The organism is Acidovorax sp. SDU_ACID1 (assembly GCF_045291395.1).
In the GTDB taxonomy this organism is placed as follows: Bacteria; Pseudomonadota; Gammaproteobacteria; order Burkholderiales; family Burkholderiaceae_C; genus MR-S7.
Window position 1 is genome coordinate 2,383,731 of sequence record NZ_CP152342.1, and the last position, 20,428, is coordinate 2,404,158.

At 66.0% G+C, this 20,428-nt stretch carries 15 protein-coding genes and 1 tRNA gene; 10 read left to right on the plus strand and 6 right to left on the minus strand.

What is annotated here, in order from left to right:
- Positions 1 to 50 precede the first annotated feature (50 nt).
- The 9 genes from AAG689_RS11695 (at position 51) to AAG689_RS11735 (ending at position 5,977) form a co-directional block, all read left to right on the plus strand.
- Complete coding sequence (locus tag AAG689_RS11695; RefSeq protein ID WP_406626072.1) at positions 51 to 329, plus strand: type II toxin-antitoxin system RelE/ParE family toxin; 279 nt, start codon at positions 51 to 53, stop codon at positions 327 to 329.
- A gap of 65 nt (positions 330 to 394) precedes the next feature.
- Positions 395 to 652 carry a HigA family addiction module antitoxin gene (locus AAG689_RS11700; protein WP_406626073.1) on the plus strand — a complete coding sequence of 86 codons (258 nt, stop codon included), beginning with the start codon at positions 395 to 397 and terminating at the stop codon, positions 650 to 652.
- Between the two features lie 100 nt (positions 653 to 752).
- Positions 753 to 902 (plus strand): hypothetical protein, encoded by a 150-nt coding sequence (locus tag AAG689_RS11705; RefSeq protein ID WP_406626074.1) that lies wholly within the window; start codon positions 753 to 755, stop codon positions 900 to 902.
- Between the two features lie 150 nt (positions 903 to 1,052).
- The gene (locus AAG689_RS11710) at positions 1,053 to 1,277 is read left to right on the plus strand and encodes a hypothetical protein (protein WP_406626075.1); all 225 of its coding nucleotides are present in this window, start codon (positions 1,053 to 1,055) and stop codon (positions 1,275 to 1,277) included.
- 409 nt (positions 1,278 to 1,686) lie between these two features.
- Entirely contained in the window at positions 1,687 to 1,962 is a 276-nt protein-coding gene (locus AAG689_RS11715; protein ID WP_406626076.1) for a hypothetical protein, read from the plus strand.
- Positions 1,959 to 2,864, plus strand: a complete 906-nt coding sequence (locus AAG689_RS11720) for a toprim domain-containing protein (RefSeq protein ID WP_406626077.1) — start codon at positions 1,959 to 1,961, stop codon at positions 2,862 to 2,864. Before AAG689_RS11715 ends, AAG689_RS11720 begins: the two co-directional genes overlap by 4 nt.
- Positions 2,861 to 4,723, plus strand: coding sequence for a DUF927 domain-containing protein (locus tag AAG689_RS11725; RefSeq protein WP_406626078.1), 1,863 nt, complete (start codon positions 2,861 to 2,863; stop codon positions 4,721 to 4,723). Before AAG689_RS11720 ends, AAG689_RS11725 begins: the two co-directional genes overlap by 4 nt.
- Positions 4,720 to 5,355 (plus strand): hypothetical protein, encoded by a 636-nt coding sequence (locus AAG689_RS11730; RefSeq protein ID WP_406626079.1) that lies wholly within the window; start codon positions 4,720 to 4,722, stop codon positions 5,353 to 5,355. The genes AAG689_RS11725 and AAG689_RS11730 overlap by 4 nt, the downstream gene beginning before the upstream one ends.
- Before the next feature lie 187 nt (positions 5,356 to 5,542).
- The gene (locus AAG689_RS11735) at positions 5,543 to 5,977 is read left to right on the plus strand and encodes a hypothetical protein (RefSeq protein ID WP_406626080.1); all 435 of its coding nucleotides are present in this window, start codon (positions 5,543 to 5,545) and stop codon (positions 5,975 to 5,977) included.
- A 40-nt stretch (positions 5,978 to 6,017) separates the two neighbouring features.
- Here AAG689_RS11735 and AAG689_RS11740 read toward each other — a convergent pair.
- The 3 genes from AAG689_RS11740 to AAG689_RS11750 all read right to left on the minus strand — a co-directional run bounded on the left by AAG689_RS11740 (position 6,018) and on the right by AAG689_RS11750 (position 8,132).
- Positions 6,018 to 7,141, minus strand: a protein-coding gene (locus AAG689_RS11740) for an IS3 family transposase (protein WP_406622737.1) whose coding sequence is annotated in 2 segments (ribosomal slippage) — positions 6,018 to 6,886 and positions 6,886 to 7,141 — 1,125 coding nt in all. Because the reading frame shifts where the segments join, the coding sequence is not laid out codon by codon here.
- A gap of 64 nt (positions 7,142 to 7,205) precedes the next feature.
- Positions 7,206 to 7,355, minus strand: a complete 150-nt coding sequence (locus AAG689_RS11745) for a hypothetical protein (protein WP_406626081.1) — start codon at positions 7,353 to 7,355, stop codon at positions 7,206 to 7,208.
- 381 nt (positions 7,356 to 7,736) lie between these two features.
- Positions 7,737 to 8,132: a hypothetical protein gene (locus tag AAG689_RS11750; protein WP_406626082.1), complete on the minus strand. Its 396-nt coding sequence runs from the start codon at positions 8,130 to 8,132 to the stop codon at positions 7,737 to 7,739.
- A 36-nt stretch (positions 8,133 to 8,168) separates the two neighbouring features.
- Here AAG689_RS11750 and AAG689_RS11755 point away from each other — a divergent pair, with 36 nt between their 5' ends.
- Positions 8,169 to 8,471, plus strand: a complete 303-nt coding sequence (locus AAG689_RS11755; protein WP_406626083.1) for a hypothetical protein — start codon at positions 8,169 to 8,171, stop codon at positions 8,469 to 8,471.
- Positions 8,472 to 8,527: 56 nt separating this feature from the next.
- Here the strand turns inward: AAG689_RS11755 and AAG689_RS11760 are convergent.
- The 3 genes from AAG689_RS11760 to AAG689_RS11770 all read right to left on the minus strand — a co-directional run bounded on the left by AAG689_RS11760 (position 8,528) and on the right by AAG689_RS11770 (position 20,416).
- Positions 8,528 to 8,603, minus strand: a tRNA-His gene (locus AAG689_RS11760).
- 50 nt (positions 8,604 to 8,653) lie between these two features.
- Positions 8,654 to 10,576 (minus strand): SurA N-terminal domain-containing protein, encoded by a 1,923-nt coding sequence (locus tag AAG689_RS11765; RefSeq protein WP_406626084.1) that lies wholly within the window; start codon positions 10,574 to 10,576, stop codon positions 8,654 to 8,656.
- Between the two features lie 186 nt (positions 10,577 to 10,762).
- Positions 10,763 to 20,416 carry an LPD38 domain-containing protein gene (locus AAG689_RS11770; protein ID WP_406626085.1) on the minus strand — a complete coding sequence of 3,218 codons (9,654 nt, stop codon included), beginning with the start codon at positions 20,414 to 20,416 and terminating at the stop codon, positions 10,763 to 10,765.
- Positions 20,417 to 20,428 lie beyond the last annotated feature (12 nt).

Consider the following 20,428-nt stretch of genomic DNA (forward strand, 5'->3'; position numbering starts at 1 on the left):
GCGCCGTGGTTTGATGCGCATCGCGTATCGTTACGCGCTACAATACACTCGTGATTAAGTCATTCCGTCACAAGGGGTTGCAAGCCTTTTTCGAGCGAGGCAGCAAGGCGGGCATACAGGCTGCCCATGCATCAAAGCTGGCCCGGCAACTGGCCCGACTCGACCAAGCGCAACTGCCCCAGGATATGAACCTTCCCGGCTGGGGGTTGCATTCGCTGCATGGCAATCTCGCCGGGCATTGGTCAGTGTCCGTGAATGGCAATTGGCGCATGACCTTCACCTTTGAAGGCGTGGACGCCGTATTGGTGGACTATCAGGACTACCACTAAGGAGTAATGACGATGGCACGTATGTTCGCCCCCCTCATCCCGGCCTGACACTGCGTGACGATGTATTGCCCGCGCTGGGGCTGGGTGTCACGCAGGCTGCACAGCAATTGGATGTGTCTCGCGTCACCTTGTCGCGGGTGCTCAATGGCCGCGCCGCAATCTCGCCTGAAATGGCCTTGCGCATTGAGGCATGGCTAGGTGTTGAGCGCGGCGGGGATGCCCGCGTATGGCTGGCCGAGCAAAGCGCCTATGACATGTGGCAGGCCGCACAGCGACTCAAGAAACACCCCATGCACGTTCAACCAGCACCCGCTATGGCCTGACCGTTTCGCCCCGGCTAGGCAGGGCCGCAATCCTGCCGAAAAGCCAGTGCCTCCCGCTGGCCTGCTGGGGCACCTACATGGGAGTACACCGGGAGGGGCGATGACAGCAACACTTCAAATTCCCGAAAAGCCGATCACGCTGATGCAGGCCGCGCAATTGCTGGCAGACGCAGTTTGCCCAGACAACCCATATGGCGTGCGTGCCTGGCTCAATCTGCTATTGGCCAAAGCCCATAGTGGTGAGATTTAGGGGCGGCTTTCGCTTACTTTGGCGCCGCTGGATACCACTGGAATCCTGCCCGCAGACTATGCAGAACAAGCAGTTTTGACACCGAGTGATCTTCGTCGAGTTGCGACCGGATCTGATCTGCTGGTTGAGGAAGGCTGCAACCAGACTGCAATGCCCGCGCCCGTGGTGACTGAGAACGCGAGCAATGTACCCGGCAGTAGTAAGAAGGTGTGGACTCCTGAAAAACTGGCCGAGGTGAAGGCTTATCGGGAGAAGCACGGCACCAAAAAGGCCGCTCAGCATTACGGAGTTTCAGAGCAGCGTATCCGCAAACTATTGCCCGGCAACAAGCCCAAGGCGAAGGGTTACAGCGCCTTTACGTGCCACATGAGGTAGGCGCGAGGGGTTGCGCTTGGGGTTGCGCCTACTGTCTTGAAACCCGCATGAAATAAGGCGTTGTGCTCTGCAATGGGGTTGCGCCTTTGACCGCAACGGGGGTGCGCCCAAATAGTTCGGAACCATCAACAACACGCCGATGTGCGGAAGGATGGTTCCAAATGCAACCTGCAACCCTACACAGCGCCGATACCCGTCGCGCTGTAGCTGAGGCCCGGCAATTCCCACCGCTGGAATGTGAAACCCGACCCGCAGTGGATACAGCCACTGCTGCCCACTGGCTAAATCGGAGATCCCAGACTTTGCGCTGCTGGGCCTGCCGCGAAGACGGCCCGATTCGGCCCCGTCGCATCAATGGCCGCCTAGCCTGGTCCGTGGACGACATTCGACGCGTGCTGGGGGTTGCTTGATGGCCCCCCAGACGAACGAAACCCCGCTGGCGGGCGAGGCCTCGAAGGCAAAAAACCAGACTACTGACGCCGCAATTCTACCGCATGGTAGTACGAACGAAAAGCGCTTCGCTACCCTGGCCGCGCGCTACGCGCTGGCCGGGCATTGCCTGCTGCGCACGCAGCCCGGCGACGGCCTAGCGCCCCTCTACGCCACGCACTGGGGCTTGATCCGGCTCCTGGCCAGCCTGGATGCCGCCGAGGCGTTCTTGGTGCAGATTGGGGGTGCGCAATGAACCCGGCCGACGACTTCCGCAACGCCATCGCCAGCGCCGGCATGGAGCCCCCGGCCGAGGTGGTGGCCGATGGCCGCATCCACCGCTTCAGCCCCACCGGCAAGCGCCGCGACGATGCCGCGTGGTACGTGCTGCACTTGGGCGGCGTGCCTGCTGGTTCCTTCGGCAACTGGCGTGGCGGCTTCTCGCAATGCTGGTGCGCCAAGCGCGAGAGCGAGCTGAGCGCCACCGAGCGCAAGGCACTGGCGCAGCGCATCGAAGTCATGCGCCGCCAGCGTGACGCCGACCAGCGCCAGCGCCACGCCAATGCAGCCGCCTCCGCCGCGACCCGCTGGGACGCAGCCACCCCGGCGACGGAGCATCCCTATCTAGCCCACAAAGACGTTCAGGCGCACGGACTGCGCATCGAGGCGGGCCGTACCTTGCTGGTGCCCATGCGCGATGCCCTAGGCCGCTTGCACGGCGTGCAGGGCATCGCCCCGGACGGCACCAAGCGCTTCATGCCCGGCCAGCGCGTGAAGGGCCTGTATCACGCCATCGGCAAACCTGCGGGCCGGCTGGTCGTGTGCGAGGGCTACGCGACCGGTGCGTCGATCCATGAGGACAGCGGGCATGCCGTGGCCGTAGCCTTCAACGCCGGGAATCTGATGGACGTGGCGAAAGCGCTGCGCAGCAAATTCCCGTGCCTCAAGCTGGTGGTGGCCGCTGACGATGACGCGGCAACGACCGGCAACCCCGGACGCACCTACGCCGAGCAAGCCGCGCTCGCCGTCGGCGGTGTGGTGGTGCCGATGCACCCGCGCCGCGATCCGGGTGCGTCCTGTGACTTCAATGACTTGCACAAGCTTGCCGGGCCTGACGCGGTGCGCGCCTGCCTGGCCGAAATGGAGGTGCAAGCATGAGCGCGATGCTTGATTCTCTGGGGTCGTCAGATTCGGACGTTTCAGCCGTTTCAGCCGTTCAGCCCAATATCCATGCGGGTTCCGGTGAAACGGCACCTGAAACGGCAGACGTTTCAGCCGTTTCAGTCGTTCCCGGCGAGGACGGGCGCCCCTGCTTCCGAGCATGGGACGACGGGGCGGAGCACGACGGCAAGAAGCTGCGCCCCGGTGTGTGGCACTTTGGCCTGCGTGCTGGAAAGGGCGAGGCGCCTCCCACGCTGACGCAAACTTGGGTGTGCAGTCCCCTGCACGTCGAGGCCGTGACGACGGATGCCCACGAAGGAAACTTCGGGCGCCTGCTGCGCCTGCGCACGACGCTGGACAAGTGGAAAACCTGGGCGATGCCCATGGAGCTACTGCGCGCAGACGGCGCCGACCTGTGCGGTGAGCTGCTGGCGATGGGCGTGGAGATCGACCCGAGCGCGCATCGGGAACTTGCCCGTTACCTGCAATCCCTCACGCCCACCAGGCGCATCCGCTGCACCCTGCAAACCGGCTGGGCCAGCGACAAGGTGTTTGTGCTGCCCGATGAAGTGATCGGCCCCGGCGCGGCTGGTGTGGCTTACCAGTCCGGCGAGCGTGGCACGGACGAGTACGCCGTTCACGGCACCTTACAAGGCTGGCGCACGGGCGTTGCGGCGCTGGCCGTTGACAATCCGCTGCTGGCGCTGGCCATCTCTGCCGCGTTCGCCGGGCCGGTACTGGCGCGCGCCAATGCCGAAAGCGGTGGTGTGCATCTGGTGGGCGATTCGTCCACCGGAAAGACGACCGCCATCGAGGCCGCATGCTCAGTTTGGGGCGGTGTCAACTACCGTCGATCGTGGCGGGCCACCAGCAACGGCATGGAAGGTGTTGCTGCGCTTTTCAACGACTCGCTGCTGGCGCTGGATGAAATCAGCGAGTGCGACCCGCGCGAAGTCGGCGCCATCGTCTACAGCCTGGGCAACGGCAGGGGCAAGCAACGCGCCAGCAAGACCGGCACCGCCCGATCCGTGGCCCGGTGGCGGTGCAGCGTGCTGTCCAGCGGCGAGCGCACCATCGGCACGACCATGGCCGAGGGTGGGCACCGCATCAAGGCCGGGCAGATCGTGCGCCTGCTGGACGTGCCCGCGCAGCGCCAGCATGGGGCCTGGGACGAACTGCACGGTCACGCCAGCGGCGCCGCCCTGTCGGACGCATTGCGGGCCGCCAGCAAGGCCAACTACGGGCATGCAGGGCGCCAGTTCCTGCGGGCGCTGACGAGTGACGCTGAGACAGACATTGCCACCGCCCTGGAGATCATGAAGGCGTTGGACGGGTTTCAGGCACAGGACGGGCAGGACAAGCGCGCCGCCGCTCGATTCTCACTGCTGGCGCTGGCTGGCGAACTGGCTACGAGCTATGGAGTAACCGGCTGGCCCGCAGGGCAGGCCACAACCGCCGCCGCAGAATGCTTCACGGCATGGAAGTCGCTGCGTGGTCCGGCGCCCCGCAATCTGGAGCGCACGCAGGTATTGCAGCGCGTGGCGGGGTTTGTGGATCGACATGGGGACGGTCGTTTCTCGAACGCGGATGCATCCCGCGACGAGGGCGTGTTCGTGCGTGACCGCGCCGGCTGGTGGCAGGACGTGGACGGCACCCGCGTCTATCTATTCACCGCCGAGGGCATGCGCGAGGCGCTGAAGGGCTTCGACTTCGCACGCGGGCTCGATGTTCTGCAAGAGGCCGGCGCACTACCTGCGCCCGGCGCCAACGGAGAGCGCGCCAAGCCGCGCCGCATCGGGGGGCGTCCCATCAAGGTGTACACCATCAATGCGAGCCGGTTGGAGAGCCAATCATGAGCTTGGGTGTCCTCAAGAGTCTGTTTGAGCATCTGCACCAGCGTCAGCATGCCGAACCTGAAACGGCAGGCGTTTCACCAGACGTTTCAGCGAAACCCGCGCCAGCATTGGGCTGTACGCCTGAAACGGCTGAAACGGCACGTTTTGACGATTCCGGCAAACGGGTTGCGACGCAGGCCGCGAACGACCCCGGCGACGCCATCGCCGCGTGGATCGAGCGGGCCAAGGTGCAGGGCCACGAGGGCGCGCCCGCCGCTACCCTGGATCGGTTTGCCAGGGGTAGCGCCGCCCTGGATCGGCAGATTGCCGCTGCCGGTGGCCCTGACCCAGACCCAGACCGCGATTGCTGGCCGCACAGCCCGGCGATGAACACCGCCGAGATTGAACGCTTCGGCGCCCGCCTGGTGGCCTTCATGGGCAAGGGCCTGCGCCCCGACAGTGCCGAGGCTCTGGCGAATCGCCTGGTGCGGCACGACCGCGATGGCGACGGCCGGCGCACCTGCCTGGAATGCTCGCACGACCACGCTGGCCGGTGCGGCAATTGGCGCGCCGCCGGCCTGGGGAAGCCAAGGCTACCCGAAGGCATGGCGACGCAGTTGCAGCGCTGCCCTGGGTTTTGGGGTGCCCGATGAACGGCGCCATCCTTGGAGTTGATCCCGGCGTGTCGGGTGCGTTGGCGCGGTGCTGAGCGGGTTCGGCGGATGAAGCCGGAATTTCGAATCGGCGCGCCGCCAGCGCAGTCGTGAATCGAAACTCCGTAGCAGTTGTTCAGAATTCTGGAGTACCGATGGCCCGCCCCGAAAGCCCCTGAAAAGCGAAGTGATCGCCGCGATCCGCAAACTGACTGCCAAGCACGGCGTCAAGGAGGGCTGCCGCTTGGCGCGCGCGCAGTACCAGCGCGTGCCGGCCGGTTCGTGGGGGCGTTGGCGGCAGGAAGGGGTTGGCAGCGTCTCGGAGCAGCGCGAAGCCGATGACGCAGCGATGGTCGGCTTGGCGGACGAGGTTCGGGCATCGATCCCGGCTCCCGAGCAACTGGTGCCGGCGTTGGCGGACCCCGTGCCCGTGGCGCGCCGAGCCCTGAACTTCTGGCGAATGATCGATGAACTGGAGCACGATGCCCAACTGCTACGCGAGTTCGCGCTGACGAAGGGGGCGGACGGCAAGATCAAGGTGAAGGCCCCGTTCGCGCTGCGTGACGCACACCGGATGCGCTGCGACTTGATCCGGCTGGCCTTGCTGACCTGCCCCCGTTAGACGTGCCAGTCCCGAGTTAGCGAGTCCAAGGTTGTGGAGACTACTTGATCTCCGGTGATTGCCTTGCATCGCCAGCGCGCTGGCGATGCAAGGCAGCAAAGCTGGCCGGCGAGATGCGCCCCAGTGAACTGTGGGGCCGCACCTCGTTGTAGTCACGCCGCCATCGGGCCACCTCCTGGCGAGCCTGCACCAGCGTCTCGAACCATTGCTCGTTCAAGCACTCATCCCTGAATTTGCCGTTGAAGCTCTCGATGTAGGCGTTCTGGGTCGGACAGCCTGCATCGTTGAGCAGGTGCCGCACGCCTCGTGCCGCTGCCCACGCAATGAAAGCCCGGCTGGTGAACTCCGGCCCCTGATCGGTGCGGATGGCCAGTGGATAGCCTCGGAACTGCGCGGCCTGGTCCAGCAAGCGCACGACGTACTCGCCGCCCATGCCGTGATCCACCGCGATGTCCACGCACTCGCGGCTGAAGTCATCGACCACCGTCAGGCACTTGATGCGCCGGCCATTGGTCAGTGCGTCCATCACGAAGTCCGTGCTCCAGGTGTCATTGACATGGCGGCTGCTCACCAAGGGCTGACGCTCGCCCGTGGGACGCTTGACCTTGCGGCGCTTGCGCACCGACAGGTTGGCCAGCTTGTACAGGCGCCACACGCGCTTGTGGTTCACCTGATGGCCTTCCAGGGCCAACAGGTCATGGATGCGCCGGTAGCCGAAGCGCCGGCGCTCATGCGCCAACTCGACGATGCGCGTGCTCAGGCTGGCTGTGGACTCGTTCATGCTGGGCGGCTCCCGGTAGCTGGTTCTGGACAACCCCGCATAGCGACAGGCGCGGCGCTCGCTGATGGACAGTTCTTGAACCATCCTGGCAGCGGCCTCGCGCCTGGCCTGCGGGGTCAGCGCTTTACCCCGAAGCCCACCTTCAGCGCTTCGATGTGTAGATGGGCCTCGGCCAGCAGTTTCTTGAGCTTGGCGTTCTCGCCCTCGATCTCGCGCAGCCGCGTGGCCTCGCTGGCCTGCATGCCACCGAACTTGGCACGCCACTTGTAGAAGGTCGCATCGCTGAAGCCGCCCAGGCGGCACAGTTCCTTGACCGGCATGCCGCCCTCGGCCTGCTTGAGAAATCCGATGATCTGCTCGTCGGTGAATCTGCTCTTCTTCATGTCCGTTCTTCCTCTGAAAACGGACTCTACTAACCTTCAACTGGTACGCCCTATGGGGAGCAGGTCATTTTGGCTTCTGCCGCAAGGACTCACCCGTGAGGGTGAGCCGGTGGTTCTGCTGCATCAGCCGGTCGAGGATCGCATCGGCGATCAGTTGCGCCACGCCGCCGAAGAAGCTCAGGGCGCGCGCACAGCCTTGCAGCCAGTCGGCCATGGTCTCGCGCGGCGTCGCGCAGGTGAAGGTGTAGCTGTCTCCGGCAAAAAGCCGGGCAGGCTACCCACTTCGGGTGGATGAAATGCGCAACACCAACACGATGGCGTACGGCAGCGTTCCGATGCCGTGACCGCTGGTTCCGGCATCGTGACCGGGGATTGCGGACCACCCGGAAATCGGTCACGTTCAGCCCGGAATCACCGGTCACGTTCGAGCGGAGCGCCCGGTCACGATGGCCCGGAACGAGCGGTCACGATGCTCCGGAATACCCAGCCGCCAGTAGCGGCCCACAACGACCGGCGGCGGGTCACTGTACACGTCCCACCAGGGCATGCGCTCGGCAAAGCGCCATTTGCCGCTGGAAAAGAAAGGCACCGTGCCTTACTGCTCCACGCCTGAAGTCAGCACCTTGAGAGGGTTTAGTATTTGCTTGTTTGCCTCGTGCTCGGCATGGGCATGCAGAAAGGGAGGCTGGTACTGGCTGTTTTCCAGGCCGTGCTGCCATTGCTCAAGCTCCTTGGACATGCGCTCCTCCAGCGCGGTCTCCTGGGCCTGCTGTTGGGCTACCTGTTCCCAGCAGTCGTACTCGTCGCGCACGCAGCCCAGCGACAAGCGTCTGCCAGCTTCGATCTGAGCCTCCTGCCAGGCTGCATGAATCACCCGCAGATCATGCCGCTCCAGACCGATGGGTAACCTGGACAGGAAAGTCGTGATCTTGTGGCGTCGCTCTGGAGTGGGCCGGTGGAATGGGGCGTATTTTTCGTGGTCACGTGCCACGCGCGCATCGAAGACCTGCGACCGCACCCGCAGCCGGTGTCCATCGAGCGGGATTCTGGCATGCGTGGCGGCCGTCTGCGCGTGACCTTGCACGCGGCCGTGACCGGCTATGTGCTCCGTCAGTGGCAGGTTGATTGCTCACCTGATGCCAGTCTCAAAGGGCGTGAGATCCGACTGCGCCTGGCTGACCCTCTGCAGTTGAACGGTGTGCGCAGCGCCGTGCTGGCTCCCGGATACAAAGGTATGTCTTCGGAGGGTGAAGTGACCGATATGAGTAATGCCGTAGGTGGGAAAACAGGCGGCAAACCCTGTACTGGTGGCTACACCATGGCTACATGATGCAAAAAAGAAAAAAGCGCGCTACCTATTTAATAGCGCGCTTTTCTTTATTTTTCTGGGGTGGCTGATGGGACTCGAACCCACGACGACAGGAATCACAATCCTGGACTCTACCAACTGAGCTACAGCCACCGTAGCCTTGCATTATAGCCGGATAAATCGCCCTCTTTTGAAAAAGCGCGTCAGTTTTGTGCGGCGCTTTCAGCCGTAGGGCGCGGCGCCTTGATCTGCACCTTGAACCGCTGCTTGAGCAGCTCGTAGTAGGCCAGCGCTTCCGCCGTGCTCCAGGCCTGGGTGTACTGCTGGCGCTCCATGCGGGCCTGGGCGTCGTCCAAGGACTCGCGCTCCACGATGCGGTTGACCTTCAGCACGGCATAGCCTTGCGGGCCCAGGTCCACGCCCTCCCATGCAGGCAGCTTGTCCACCGGGGAATGGAGGGCTGCGGTGACCACGGGAGCCGGCTGGTTCTGAGGCTGGTCGCGCGACACGGTGACCGGCGCAGACAGGCCTGCGGCACTGCCGGGAGCGGCCTTCCAGGCCGCGAGCTTGGCCTCGCCCTCGGCGCGCGCGAGCTGCGCGGACTTCTCCGCCACGTAGAGCGTGCGCACCTTCTCCTTGGCCTTGTCCAGCGGCAGCAGCATGGCCGGCTGGTATTCGGTGACGCGGCCGGCGGCGAGCATGCTGGAGCCGATTTCGACGGCCTCGGTATTGCGCTTGTTCTGCAGCGTATCGGGCTGAAATAGCGCCTCCAGGAAGCGGGGGCTGGACAGCGGCCCCTGCCCTCCGGGCTGCGGCGTGCGCGTCACACCCGTGGCGGTCTGCACCTTGAGATTGAGCTTGTCCGCCACCGCCTGCAGGCTGTCGGGCTGCTCGTACACCGCATTGGCGAACGATTCCGCCACTTCGGCGAACTTGTGCTGCGCCTGCTGCTGCTTGAGTTCGGATTCGAGCGAAGCGCGCAGCTCCTCGAAGCTGGGCTGGCGCGGCGTCTTGATGTCCGTCAGCATGATGACGTGGTAGCCGAAATCGGTCTCCACCACGCCGCTGATCTCGCCCTTCTTCAGCGCGAACACCGCATCCTCGAACGGCTTGACCATGGCGCCATGGCCGAAGAAGCCCAGGTCCCCGCCCGAAGGTGCCGAGCCGGGGTCCTGCGACGACTTCCTGGCCACCTCCGCAAAGCTGGCGGGCGTCTTGCGCACCTCTGCCAGCAGTTCCTCGGCCCTGGCCTTGGCCTTCTCGCGGTCGGAGGCGGCGGCATCCTTGGTGGCGTTGACCAGGATATGGCTCGCGCGGCGCTCTTCCTTGCCTGCCAAGCGGCCGACGTTTTCCTTGTAGTAGGTGCGCAGGTCGTCCTCGTTGAGGGTGATGCCTGCCTTGACCGCATCGAGGTCCAGCACCACGTATTCCACAGCGGCCTGCTCGGCCTGCTGAAACTGGGACGGATGCGCCTTGTAGTAGGCCTCCAGCTCGGCATCCGTCGCCGCGACCTTGGCGGAGAAGTCGGCGGCATTGAAGCGCGCCACCTGGATCTCGCGGCGCTGCAGCAGCGCCTCCAGGGCCAGCCGGGCTTCCGCGCCGCCGCTGAACGCCGTGGTCATGACGCTGCCCATCACCTGGTTGATGGACAGATCGTGCCGCACACGCGCCTCGAAGCCCTCCGGCGTCAGCCCCTGCGCCCCCACCAGGGCGCGGTAGGCCTCGGCGTCCAGGGTGCCGTCCGGGCGCTTGAGCGCGGCGATCTGCGGGATGCCCTGGAGTTCGCGCGCCAGGCGGGCGTCGCTGGTCACCAGGTGCATCTTCTGCGCCGCCACCTGCATCACCTGGTCGCGCACCATGCGCTCCAGCGTGGCGTAGCGGGCCTGGGGCGAATCCAGCAGCTTGGCATCGATGCCCGGCGACTGCGCACGCAGGCGGTCGCTCTCCATCCGGTGGGCGCTGTCCCAGTCCGCCTGCGTGATGTCCTTGCCGTCCACGCGGGCCACCACCGGGCTAGGGCTCGAGAAGTAGTTTCTGTCGATACCCACGAGAACGAACGAAGGGATGATCAGCAAGAACAGCAAGAACATCACGATCTTGGAGTGCTTGCGGATGGATTCGAACATGGTCAATCTTTCAACGGCTGCAAAAGAAAAGGCGAACTCACGTTCGCCTTTGTCTGGGGTGGTGGGTGCTAACGGGGTCGAACCGCTGACCTACGCCTTGTAAGGGATCAGACCTTTCTTACAAATCAACAGGTTACAGAGCCTACCAACTAGCACCCGCCATCTGTGACGGGAAACGAATCCATTTTACTGCACGGGTAGTAGTTCACGCCGTTTTGCCAGGGCATCCTCCACGGCCTGGTTCAGCAGGTACATGCGCTGCTGAATCTCGCCGTTGATCGCCTTGACCTGCTCCCGCCGGTCCGGGTCGTCGCCAGCCTGAATCTTGCGGCGCATCTTCACCAGGTTGGAAATCTCCCTGTCCACCCTGTCGGCCGGCCCGTCCAGCATGGCCAGCGGCACGTCGCGCAGCACGGCGTCGGCATCTTCGCCCTGCTCCACGCGGCCCTTGGCCTCGGCCATGTCGCCGTTGATGCGCTTGAGGTTGTCGTAGTACGCCTGCGACTGCCCGGCTGTGCCGCGCGTATTCCCGTAGAAACGGCCGGCGAAAATGACCTGGTGCGCCGCCAGCTCCTCGCCCGTCACGGCGGCGGCTGTCATCTTGCCGGCCTTCACCAGTTCGCGGCCCACGCCGCCAAACAGTTGCCCGAACAGGTAGTCGATGGCGTCAGGGGTCGGGCTCCAGGCGCCTTCCCTCCACTCATTGCCACCCGTCGCGGCGTTGATGCCGCGTGCCACCAAGCGCGCCGGCTGGCTGGCGGCGTCCTTGGCTCGCGCGTGGCCGGGCGTGATGTCACCCTCGCCGCGCTTCGGGCGCTCGATGGCGCGGCCCGTCCAGTCCTTGTTGGTCGCCACGGCCACCACGGGGTCAAACGGCGTAGGCGTAATCATCTGCATCAGGTTGTCGGCGCCGCCCAGCGGGTTGTAGGCGTTCAGCGCGATCAGCGCCATGTCGGCCAGGTAGCCGGCGCGGCTCTTGACCGGATCGTCGTGCGTGGCGAACTCCACCATTTTGCGGCCGATGTTGGGGAAGACGTGAAACCCCAGCGGCATCGGGATCGTCACGTAGTCCTGGCGGCCCAGCGGGATGACAAGGCTGCGCTCCTTCACGAACTCGGGGATCTTCTTCCACTCGTCATCCGCCCCATCGCCACCGCCCATCATGGCCATGCCCGCGGCGGCCGAAAACATCCCCAGCACCACGCCGCCGATCATCACCCGCCGCCCGGCCGGGCCGGCCAGCGTTTCCACCATGCGCTTGTTACCCTGGATCGCCGCATTCAGGAACGCGAACCAGCTCCCTGCCACGGCCGTGTTGCGGCCCTTACGGTTGAAGTTCACCGTGATGTTCTTGGCGATGCTGGCTGCCTCCTGTCGGCTCAGCCCCTGGTCGAGCGCCGCCTTGTAGACGGCCAGGCGCGTCGTGTTCTCCATCGCCTCGTTGAAGTCAGACAGCCAGTCCACCAGTCCCTGGGCCGCAGCACGGGCATTGCCCTGATCCAGCTTCTTCAGCTCCTTCTCCAGCGCCTTGGCGCGATCTTCGGGCGTTGCGTACAGATCGCGGTAGCCGGTGGTGCCACCGTCCAGTTGCATCTGCTCGAAGAGCCGCGCCCAGGCGCCCTGCCCCGGCCCGGCGCCCTTGCGCTGCGCGCGCAGGTCGGCGTAGATCGCCCGCAGGTTCGCTCCCACGTTGCGCAGCACCTCCGCCTGCTTGCCTGCCAGGGGCGTCGTGGAAAGCTGCAGCAGCATGCCCTGGGTATCCCGGATCAGGTTCACGGCGCCGAACACCGGGTTGTATTGTGTGTTCACGGCGGCAAACCATCGCGTGAGCTTGCCCATGGTGCGCGTGAAGCGGTCCAGCTCCATCGCGTCCAGGTTCTTCATGGCCTGCGCGAGCCGCACGGCTTGGTCGTTGCGCGGGTTGAACACGATGTGCTTGTCATGGCCGCCAATGCGCACGCTCAATACGTTCTTTTCCGTCTTTGCCAGTTGGTCCACCACGGTCCTGACCAAGCCAGTGTCCGGGTCCACCACCTTCTTCTTGGGTAGGTCGAACGACCAGAGGTTGTCATCCGGATTCTGAGCGGCCAGGAGGTACAGGCGCTTCATCACGTTGTTCTTCTCGCCGCGCATCAGCGCTGCCTCGCGCTGCATCAGCACATGCGACAGGATGTTGGTCACCTTCTCGTTAGAGCCGGTGCGCCTCTTGCCCGCCTCGCCCTTGGTCGAGAAGCCTTGCCCGATCGGATGGGCCTTGCTGTCCGGGTGGGCCTCGTCGCGGTGCAATGGCACGTAGTGCTGGTAGGTGTCGCGCCAGGCCTGCAGCGTGGCACGCTCCATCAGGCCGTAGTCCTCCAGCACCTTGAGCGTGCCGGCGTTGATGCGGTCCACGCGCGCGGCCAGGGCGTCGAACTGCTGGCGGCGCTCGGGCGACAGCGCGCCCATGATCGCCTGGGCCTGCGCGTCGCTCATGCCGGACAAGGACAGCCGCTCATCCTCGGTACCCTGGAATGCCTGGGCGCTGTCCCACCGTTCCTTTTCCAGCAGGGCCTGCGCCAGCGCCTTCTGCACGGGTACGGCGGCCGTGCCCTGTGCCTGTGCGCGCTGCAGCTGCAGGCGAAGGTCGTTCACCTGCTTGTCGGCGCGCGCGCGCTCGGCGTCGATCTGCGCCTGCGAAGGGTTGCGCTCGGCCATCACCCGGTTGGCCTCGGGCGCGTGGCGCGCGTGCAGGAACTGCTCCAGCTCCTCCTTGCCCACGTCGGCCGCCTTCATCGCGCGCACCAGCGGTGCCACCTCGTCGCGCTCGAAGTTGGCCGTGCGCTTGGCCACGCGCTTGTGATACAGCTCCTCGCCGCGGTAGGCGTCGTTCGTCTCGCTGACCACGCCGTTCAGTGCCTTGATGCGCGCCTGGATGCGCTTCAGGTCAATGAACTTGTCCTGCCAGGCGTACAGCGCGTCATCGACGGAGTTGTAGCCCGTCAGCTCGCGCACCTTGTCCTGCAGCTGGGACAGCTTGTTGCGGAAAGGGGGCGGCGTCTGGCCGCTGGGATTTACGCCGCCGGCAGGCTTGCGGGCGTAGAAGATGCGAGTTTTTCGTTCTTCAGGCGAGCCAATCGGGCCTGCAGATCCGTCACTTCGTAGCCTGGCGCGTTCCGCGCTCGCCAGGTCCAATACGCTTCCACGCTCTCGAACCCCTGTGCTTCCAAGGGCGGATTGGGATTGGAGGTAACGAAAAAGGCTAGCTCGCGCAATAGTTCGCCAACCTGCTTGTCCCGCTCCCTCTGCGCCATGACCCACTCGATGGGTGGAGGCGGCTCGTCTGAGAACGATATCCAGTTGTCCACGAGCCAGAGGTCTTCCGGTGTCGGTACGGTAGAAACCTTGGTCGGGGTCATATGCGATTTTGTTGGAGGTCGGGAAGGCATTATCTAGCCCCTTCACGCTGGCGGCAATCATCCGCTCGACGTTGCCCACGTCATCACCGTACACCCAGCGCAGCGGCGGCACGCCATGACCGCCGCGCGTCTGGTCGGGATGGGGTGCCAGATGCGCCGTGGTGCCGAACTTGAGCGCGCTGGAGATCATCTGCTCCAGGCGGCGGCGCAACGCCACCTTGCTCAGCCCGTGTGGATCGCCAATGAAGATGCGCCCCGTGTTGTGGGCGTAGGTGGCAGCGATGTTGTACACCTTGGCGCCACCGTCGTCACCTGTCTTCAAGTTCGATACATTGATCCACACGTCCCCAGTAGGTGGAACATCCTCGGGGTTCTCGCCAGGCCGCCCCGGAACCAGCTCCATTCCCTCATCCGAATAAATGGTGTCGTACACCTGCTCCCCGCCCCAAGGATTGGGATCGCGCACGGACAACGTGGCCTCCGAGTTGTCGGGCATGGTCAGCGTGTATTCCACGCGGCCCGCCACGCTCTTGGGCTTGCCCACCTTGATCTGCGGGTCGTTGTCCGCCGCAATCCCCTCTACCGTGTCCTTGTCCGACTTCGGCAGGGCAAACAGATCGTCGGCCTTGGAGAATTCCGCCAGGGCCTTGCGCCCGGCATCCTCCTGCCAGCTGAACGCTGGCTGAAACGCCGGCCGCCGGCCGCGCTGCTCGGTGTCGGCCGCCTCCCGCGCCCCGCGCTCCACCCAGCCGCGCGCCGGCAGGAGGTAGTCGCGGATGATCTCGGCGTCGCTCACGCGCAGGCCCTTGAACCCTGGCACGTTCTGGCGCAGGAAGGAGCGCATGGCAGCCACTGCCCGGCGCACGAACCCGAGCTGGGGCGACTTTTCCGCCATCTCGGCCAGCACCTCCTCGGCGGCCACCAGCCGATCCTCGCGGCTGCTCCAGTCCAGTCCGTACTGCTCGGCCTTGCTGCGCACCTCCTTCGCGCGCACCTCAACGATCTGCTGCAAGATCCCATCCAGCGCCTTGCCGTACAGGGCGCGCAGGCCGTAGTGGCCCAGCGCCTCGTGGAACAGCACGCGGCGCAGTTCCGCCTCGGTCGGCAACTGGCTGGCCAGCAGGTACACCTTGCCGCCGTAAAAGAAACCCGCCGGCTCGCCGCTGGCGCCCTGGGCCTTCTTGGCCCACGCGTCCGAGCGCACCCCGGCGGGCACCCTCGGGTCCGACAGGTCGAACACCACCTGCACGTCGGGCTTCCTGGCCCAGCCCGCAGTGATGGCGTCGGCCCGGGCCTGGGCCTGAGCTACCGCCTGCTCGGCCGCGGCATCGCCTTCCCCCATGGCCTGCTGCAGTCCCTGCACGTCGAAGTCATCGGTCACATTCGCGGGCGGTGGCGCGCTGGCCATCTCCTTGCCGTTGAAGGTCACGATCACGTCAGCGTCGGCCACATCCGCCGTGCTGCTGGGCGGCGTGGCACGGCGCTGCTCGTCGGTCAGCGCCTGGCGGGCCTGGGTGTTGCGAGCTTCGACTTCGCCGGCCAGGCGGCGATAAACGTCCCTTGCGAGCGCTTTAACTTCGGCTTCCGTTGCATCATCCGGTAGCGCGTCGAGCGCGCGTTCGTATGCCTCTCGCGTTTTTGGATTGAGCTGGCCGATCATCCACGCATCGGGGGAGCCGCCCGAGGCGAACCCCTCGATGTTCTGGATGCCGTGCTGCACCTCATGCAGCAGCACCGACAACGCCTCGTCACCGGGCAGGTCTTCGCGCACCTGGATGATGGTGGAGCTGCCGTCCTGCGCCAGGCGCCCCTTTGCAGTTGTGCCGCGTGGGGCGAACTGGACCTCGATGTCTTTCAGGCTGGGGTAGGCGGCAAACAGGCTACCGTGATACATCACGTCGCCCAGCCGCACCGGATCGCCCGGCTGGCGCACTCCAGCCTGCTCCAACGCGGCGAGGCGGCGCATAACCACCTCGCCAAAGATGCCTGCGCCCTTGAGGTGGGCGAGCTTATCGCTGATCTCGAAGCGCCACTTGCCATCCGCCCCCTGGTGCCAGCCCGTGTCCCTGCGCACGACCTCGGCATCCTCGCCTGCCTCGATGCGCCGCTGGGCGCTGGCGAGCGACAGCTTGTCGACAGTGGACGCGTTCTGTCCGGCGAAGCTGAACCGGATATCCGGGTTCGCCGGGTCGAAGTCGCCGTTGTTGCCGATGGCGCTCTTGACCTGCTCGGGCTCGAAGGCGATGAAAACCCGGTGCCGCACGCCGTGTGTCTGCACGCGGCCACCGCCCACATGGGTGATGCCGTCGAAGCCCATGGCGCGCAGACCTTCTTGCATGATCTCCGCGCCTTCCCACATCGGCAATTCCTGATCGCGCAAGGCTTCCTCCGCGGCGCGATACCAGCTCTCGTTCGTGATGCCACCTTCGTGAAAGTCTGCGGCGTCCGGGAACTGCTTCTGCCAGGCCTGTGCATCGGCCTCGGCGTCCATGTCCAGCGGGTTCTTGATCGACAGATACACCTTGTAGACCGTGGGCGTAGCGCCCTTACCCTTGCTGGTGTAGCTGCTGGCCACTTCCGGGTCCGCAGTGAAATAGCCGCCCTGCCCCATGAGTCCATAGTTCGATGCGAAGGTGTCGAACATGGTGAAGGCTTGGCCGTCCTCGTTGGCGCTGGTGCCGTGGTACATGGCCAGCGGCCGGCCGTCCTCGTCCACCACCTTGCTGTCGCCGAACCAGCGCTTGAACTCAGGCGTTTCGGTCTGGCCAGCCATGTCGCGCCGGCTGAACATCGGCGCTTGGCCCCGGGCCTCAGCCACATCTGCGGCGCGGTCGCTGCCCGTCAGCGTGAAGCTGTCCCGTTCGGCGTCCGCCTGGGCGCGCTGCTCGGCGTCGCGCTCTTCGCGCACGCGCTGCTGCTCGGCCTGGTTCTGCGCGACCTCGCGCGCGGCAACCTCCTCGGCGGTGTAGCTCTGGAGCGCCGGGCCGCCTTGCGTTAGAATTGGCGCCGACCCCACCGCAGGCTGAACGCCCAACTGCTGGTTTGCTCCAGTAGTGGCCTCAGAGATACCGGTGGGGTTTTTGTTTCCGACGATGAAATGATCGTAGAAACGATGCCCGTCCCGGTGCTCGCGCACGACGATGCCGACATCCAGCGTCTCATCGCCCAGGCGGGCCTTCACGACAAAGCGATGCGCCGCCACGATGTCCGGGCGCCCTGCCTTGTCAGGCAGACTCTGCTGCAAGCGAGCCACCCTCAGCAACTCAGGCAGGGCTGCAATCAGCCTCAGCTCAGGGTCGTTGGCATTCGAGATCGCATGCTTGAGCCCCTGCCATGGCAACGCAATATCCTGGTTCGTTTCCAGATTGTGCGCAGTGGTATCAGCCAGCCGTGTGCGTGCAAAATCCTTCGCGGCTTCCCGCAGAGCCCGACCAGCAAGCCCCGGGCCCAGTTCATCGCCGCGGAGCGCTACTTCACCACGCCCGTCTTCGCCAGCTCCTTGATCGCCTTGGCCATCTTGCTGTCGGACGGGATCGTGGGCATCTTGCCCTTGGCCGCGTCCGCCAGCGTCAGCAGCTGCTTGGCCTGCGCGATCTGCGCCTTGTCCCCGCTCTTGCCCCCCTGGTCCATCAACACCGCCGCCAGCAGGGTCGCCGCCAGCGGGTTGTCCGCTGCCTTGCGCGGGGTCGGGTTGGCGGACTGGCTCTGTGCGGGGTTGGTCATGGTTCGTGGAAGGTGCGGGTTGGCCGCTCAAGGCGGCAAGAATGGCGTCAGGCCCTACCTGCTCGCCGAACATATCACCCTCGGCGCGCGTGGCCAGGGCAGCGCCCAGGTACTGGCGCAGGGATTCGATGAGGCGATCACGCCCGGCCGGCCGGGTCATGTAGTGGCCGGTGTACAGCAGGCGCAGCATGCCGATGGTCAGCGGGTCGGGCACGTCGCCCGTCACCATGTCCACCTGCTGGATCGCGTCGTAGAGCGATGCGCGCTCGCGCCGGGCCTTCTGCACCATGCGGATGGCCTGCAGCAGGTTGCCCGTCACATCCACCTGCGGGTTCACCGCGCCGGCCTCGGCCGCCGCGCGCAGGTTGGCCCACTCGCCGGCCACCTCCTTGAGCGCTTCGCCAATGGCGCGGATGTCGTTGTCCGTGCTGCCGAACATCGACTCCACGAGGTCGCCGTCGCCGTAGGCCTTGTGCACCAGGGCCGCCTGCAGCCGCGTGACGCCGGCCGGCGACAGCGCGCCGCCGGCATCCATCATGCCGGCCACGTCCTGGCCCTCGGCCTGCAGCTTGCCGATGAACGCCCGCGCGAAATCGCGGTTGCTGGCGCTGTCCAGCCCGCCCGCCTCGAACACCTCCAGCACGCCCGCATCCACCAGCGCGGCATCGGTGGCCGCCTGCTCGGCCGCCGACAGCCCAAGCGCCTGGCTCTGGCTCTTGGCGCCCATGTTGGTCTGGTTCTCACGCTCCGAGTACAGCCGCACGAGCACGGGCGCACGCATGCCGGCGATGACCTCGGGGTCAATGCCGTGCATGGCAGCATCCTGCATCAGCTCCTGCTTGTACCCCTCGGCCGTGCCGCGCTCGTAGGCCGCGCGCAGGCCCGCGGTGCGGCCGTTGTTCAGCGCCTTCACCGTGCCGGGGTGCGCCGCGTCGAACAGCGGGTTCACCGAGCCATCCGCGAAGTTGGACGGCTGCACATCCGCGGCCTCCATCACCGCGTACTGGAACGGCACGCGCTGGCCGTCGCTCATCACCGCCGTGTCGCCCCGGCCCAGGGCCTGCGCCGCATGCGCCTGGTCGCCCACGGCGAACACCATGGGCGCGCCCGACTCGGGCGAGCGCGAGACGCCCAGCCGCATGTAGTCGGGGTTCTGGGCCATGCCCTGCATCTGCACCACACTGGCCGGGCGGCTGCGGTCGCGGTTCTGGATCTCCGGCGTCGGCGCGCCCACCGCGCCCGTGCCCTCGGGGTTCGTGCCTGCGCGCGCCGTCTTGACGGCGGCCCATTCGGCCAGGAGTGCGTCCCACTCCGGCGTGCCGCGGCGCATCTCGGAGGGCTTGAAGCCCCGTTCGAGTTGGAATTGGGGGAAGGTCTTGGCCTGGACGGTTGCAGGGTTGAAAGCCGGCGCCGCCGCCTCTGCTCCTGAATTGCTAGCATCCAGCGCTTGATGGTCAAGCGCTGGATGGGGATTTTCTTGGGATTCTGCAGGCGCCCCGATGGCCTCCAGCTCTGCCTCGCGCGCCGCCTGTGCTTCCGCGCGCTGCGCCAGTGCCTCGCGCTCGGCCTGCTGCTCCGGGTTCAGCCCCGTGGTGCTGTCGATCACCTCCAACTCGGCCAGGCGCGTGGCGGCGGTGGCGTCGTCCATCGCCGCAGGCGCGCCGTCAGGCTGGCGGGCGCGCGCCGCCTCATCCGCTCCGGAATTGCTAGCGTCCGACGCTTGCTTTTCAAGCGCTGGAGAGGGATTCTCTTCATTTTCCGGTGCAGGCTGACCGGGCGCAGCGCCTGGCTGCGCGCGCTGCCCGACCTGCGTTGCCACGTCCACGCCGCCGCCCATCACGGCGCCCAGCGTGCCGGCCACGGCCAGTTGCTTGCCAGCGCCCACGGCGCTCGGCGTCTCGCCGGTAGCTACCGCCTCACCCGCGATCTGGCCCAGCTCTTCGCCCATTTCCTGGGCGCCTTCCTGCCCCGCCGCCTTGCCGAGCTGGCGCGCGCCCATCTTGGCTGCCCCAGAGCCCGTCAGCGCGCGGGCGGCGGCCACCTCGGCGCCGCCGCCGGTCAGCGCGCCGGCCACCAGCGAGAACGGCACGGTGATGCCCGCGCCCAGGTAGGCATCCTCCATGGGCACGCCCTTGTCCACCAGCTCTGCGAAGGTGCTGGCCGCGTTCTGCGCCGCCGTCGCGCCTATGCCTGCGGCCTTTTGCACCTGCGCCACGCGCGCCGCGAGCGCCGCTGCATCCAAGGCCTTCGCCGCCTTGGTGACAGTGGCCGCCTTTCCGGCCGCTCCGGCAACACCCACCGGCAGGAACATGCTGCCCACCGTGGGCAGGATCTGGTCGGCCAGGGCGCCCTTGTTGCGCATCAGCGCCTCGCCAATGCCGACCTCGTCGTCGGCCATGTCGCGCTGGAAGTTCTCGCGCTGGGCCGCGGCGCGCTCGGACCCCACCATGTCGCGGATGGCGCCCATGCCGCGCTCCAGATACTCGGAAGTGTCCTTGCCCACGCGGTCGCCCGTGGCCAGCCGCGCGATGTCAGCTACACCCTTGATCGCAGTGGGGCCGATCTGCAGCGCGCCAGCGGCAATGTCGCGCGCCACGCTGCCTACTGTGGCGTCAGGCACATCGCGGCGCGCGTTGGGGGCGTCTGTATCCAATTTGCCCGTGAACTCGATGTAGCCGCCGCTCGGAGCGTCCAGCTCGCCCGTGAAATCTTCGTATGCCATTGCTTCGCGCTC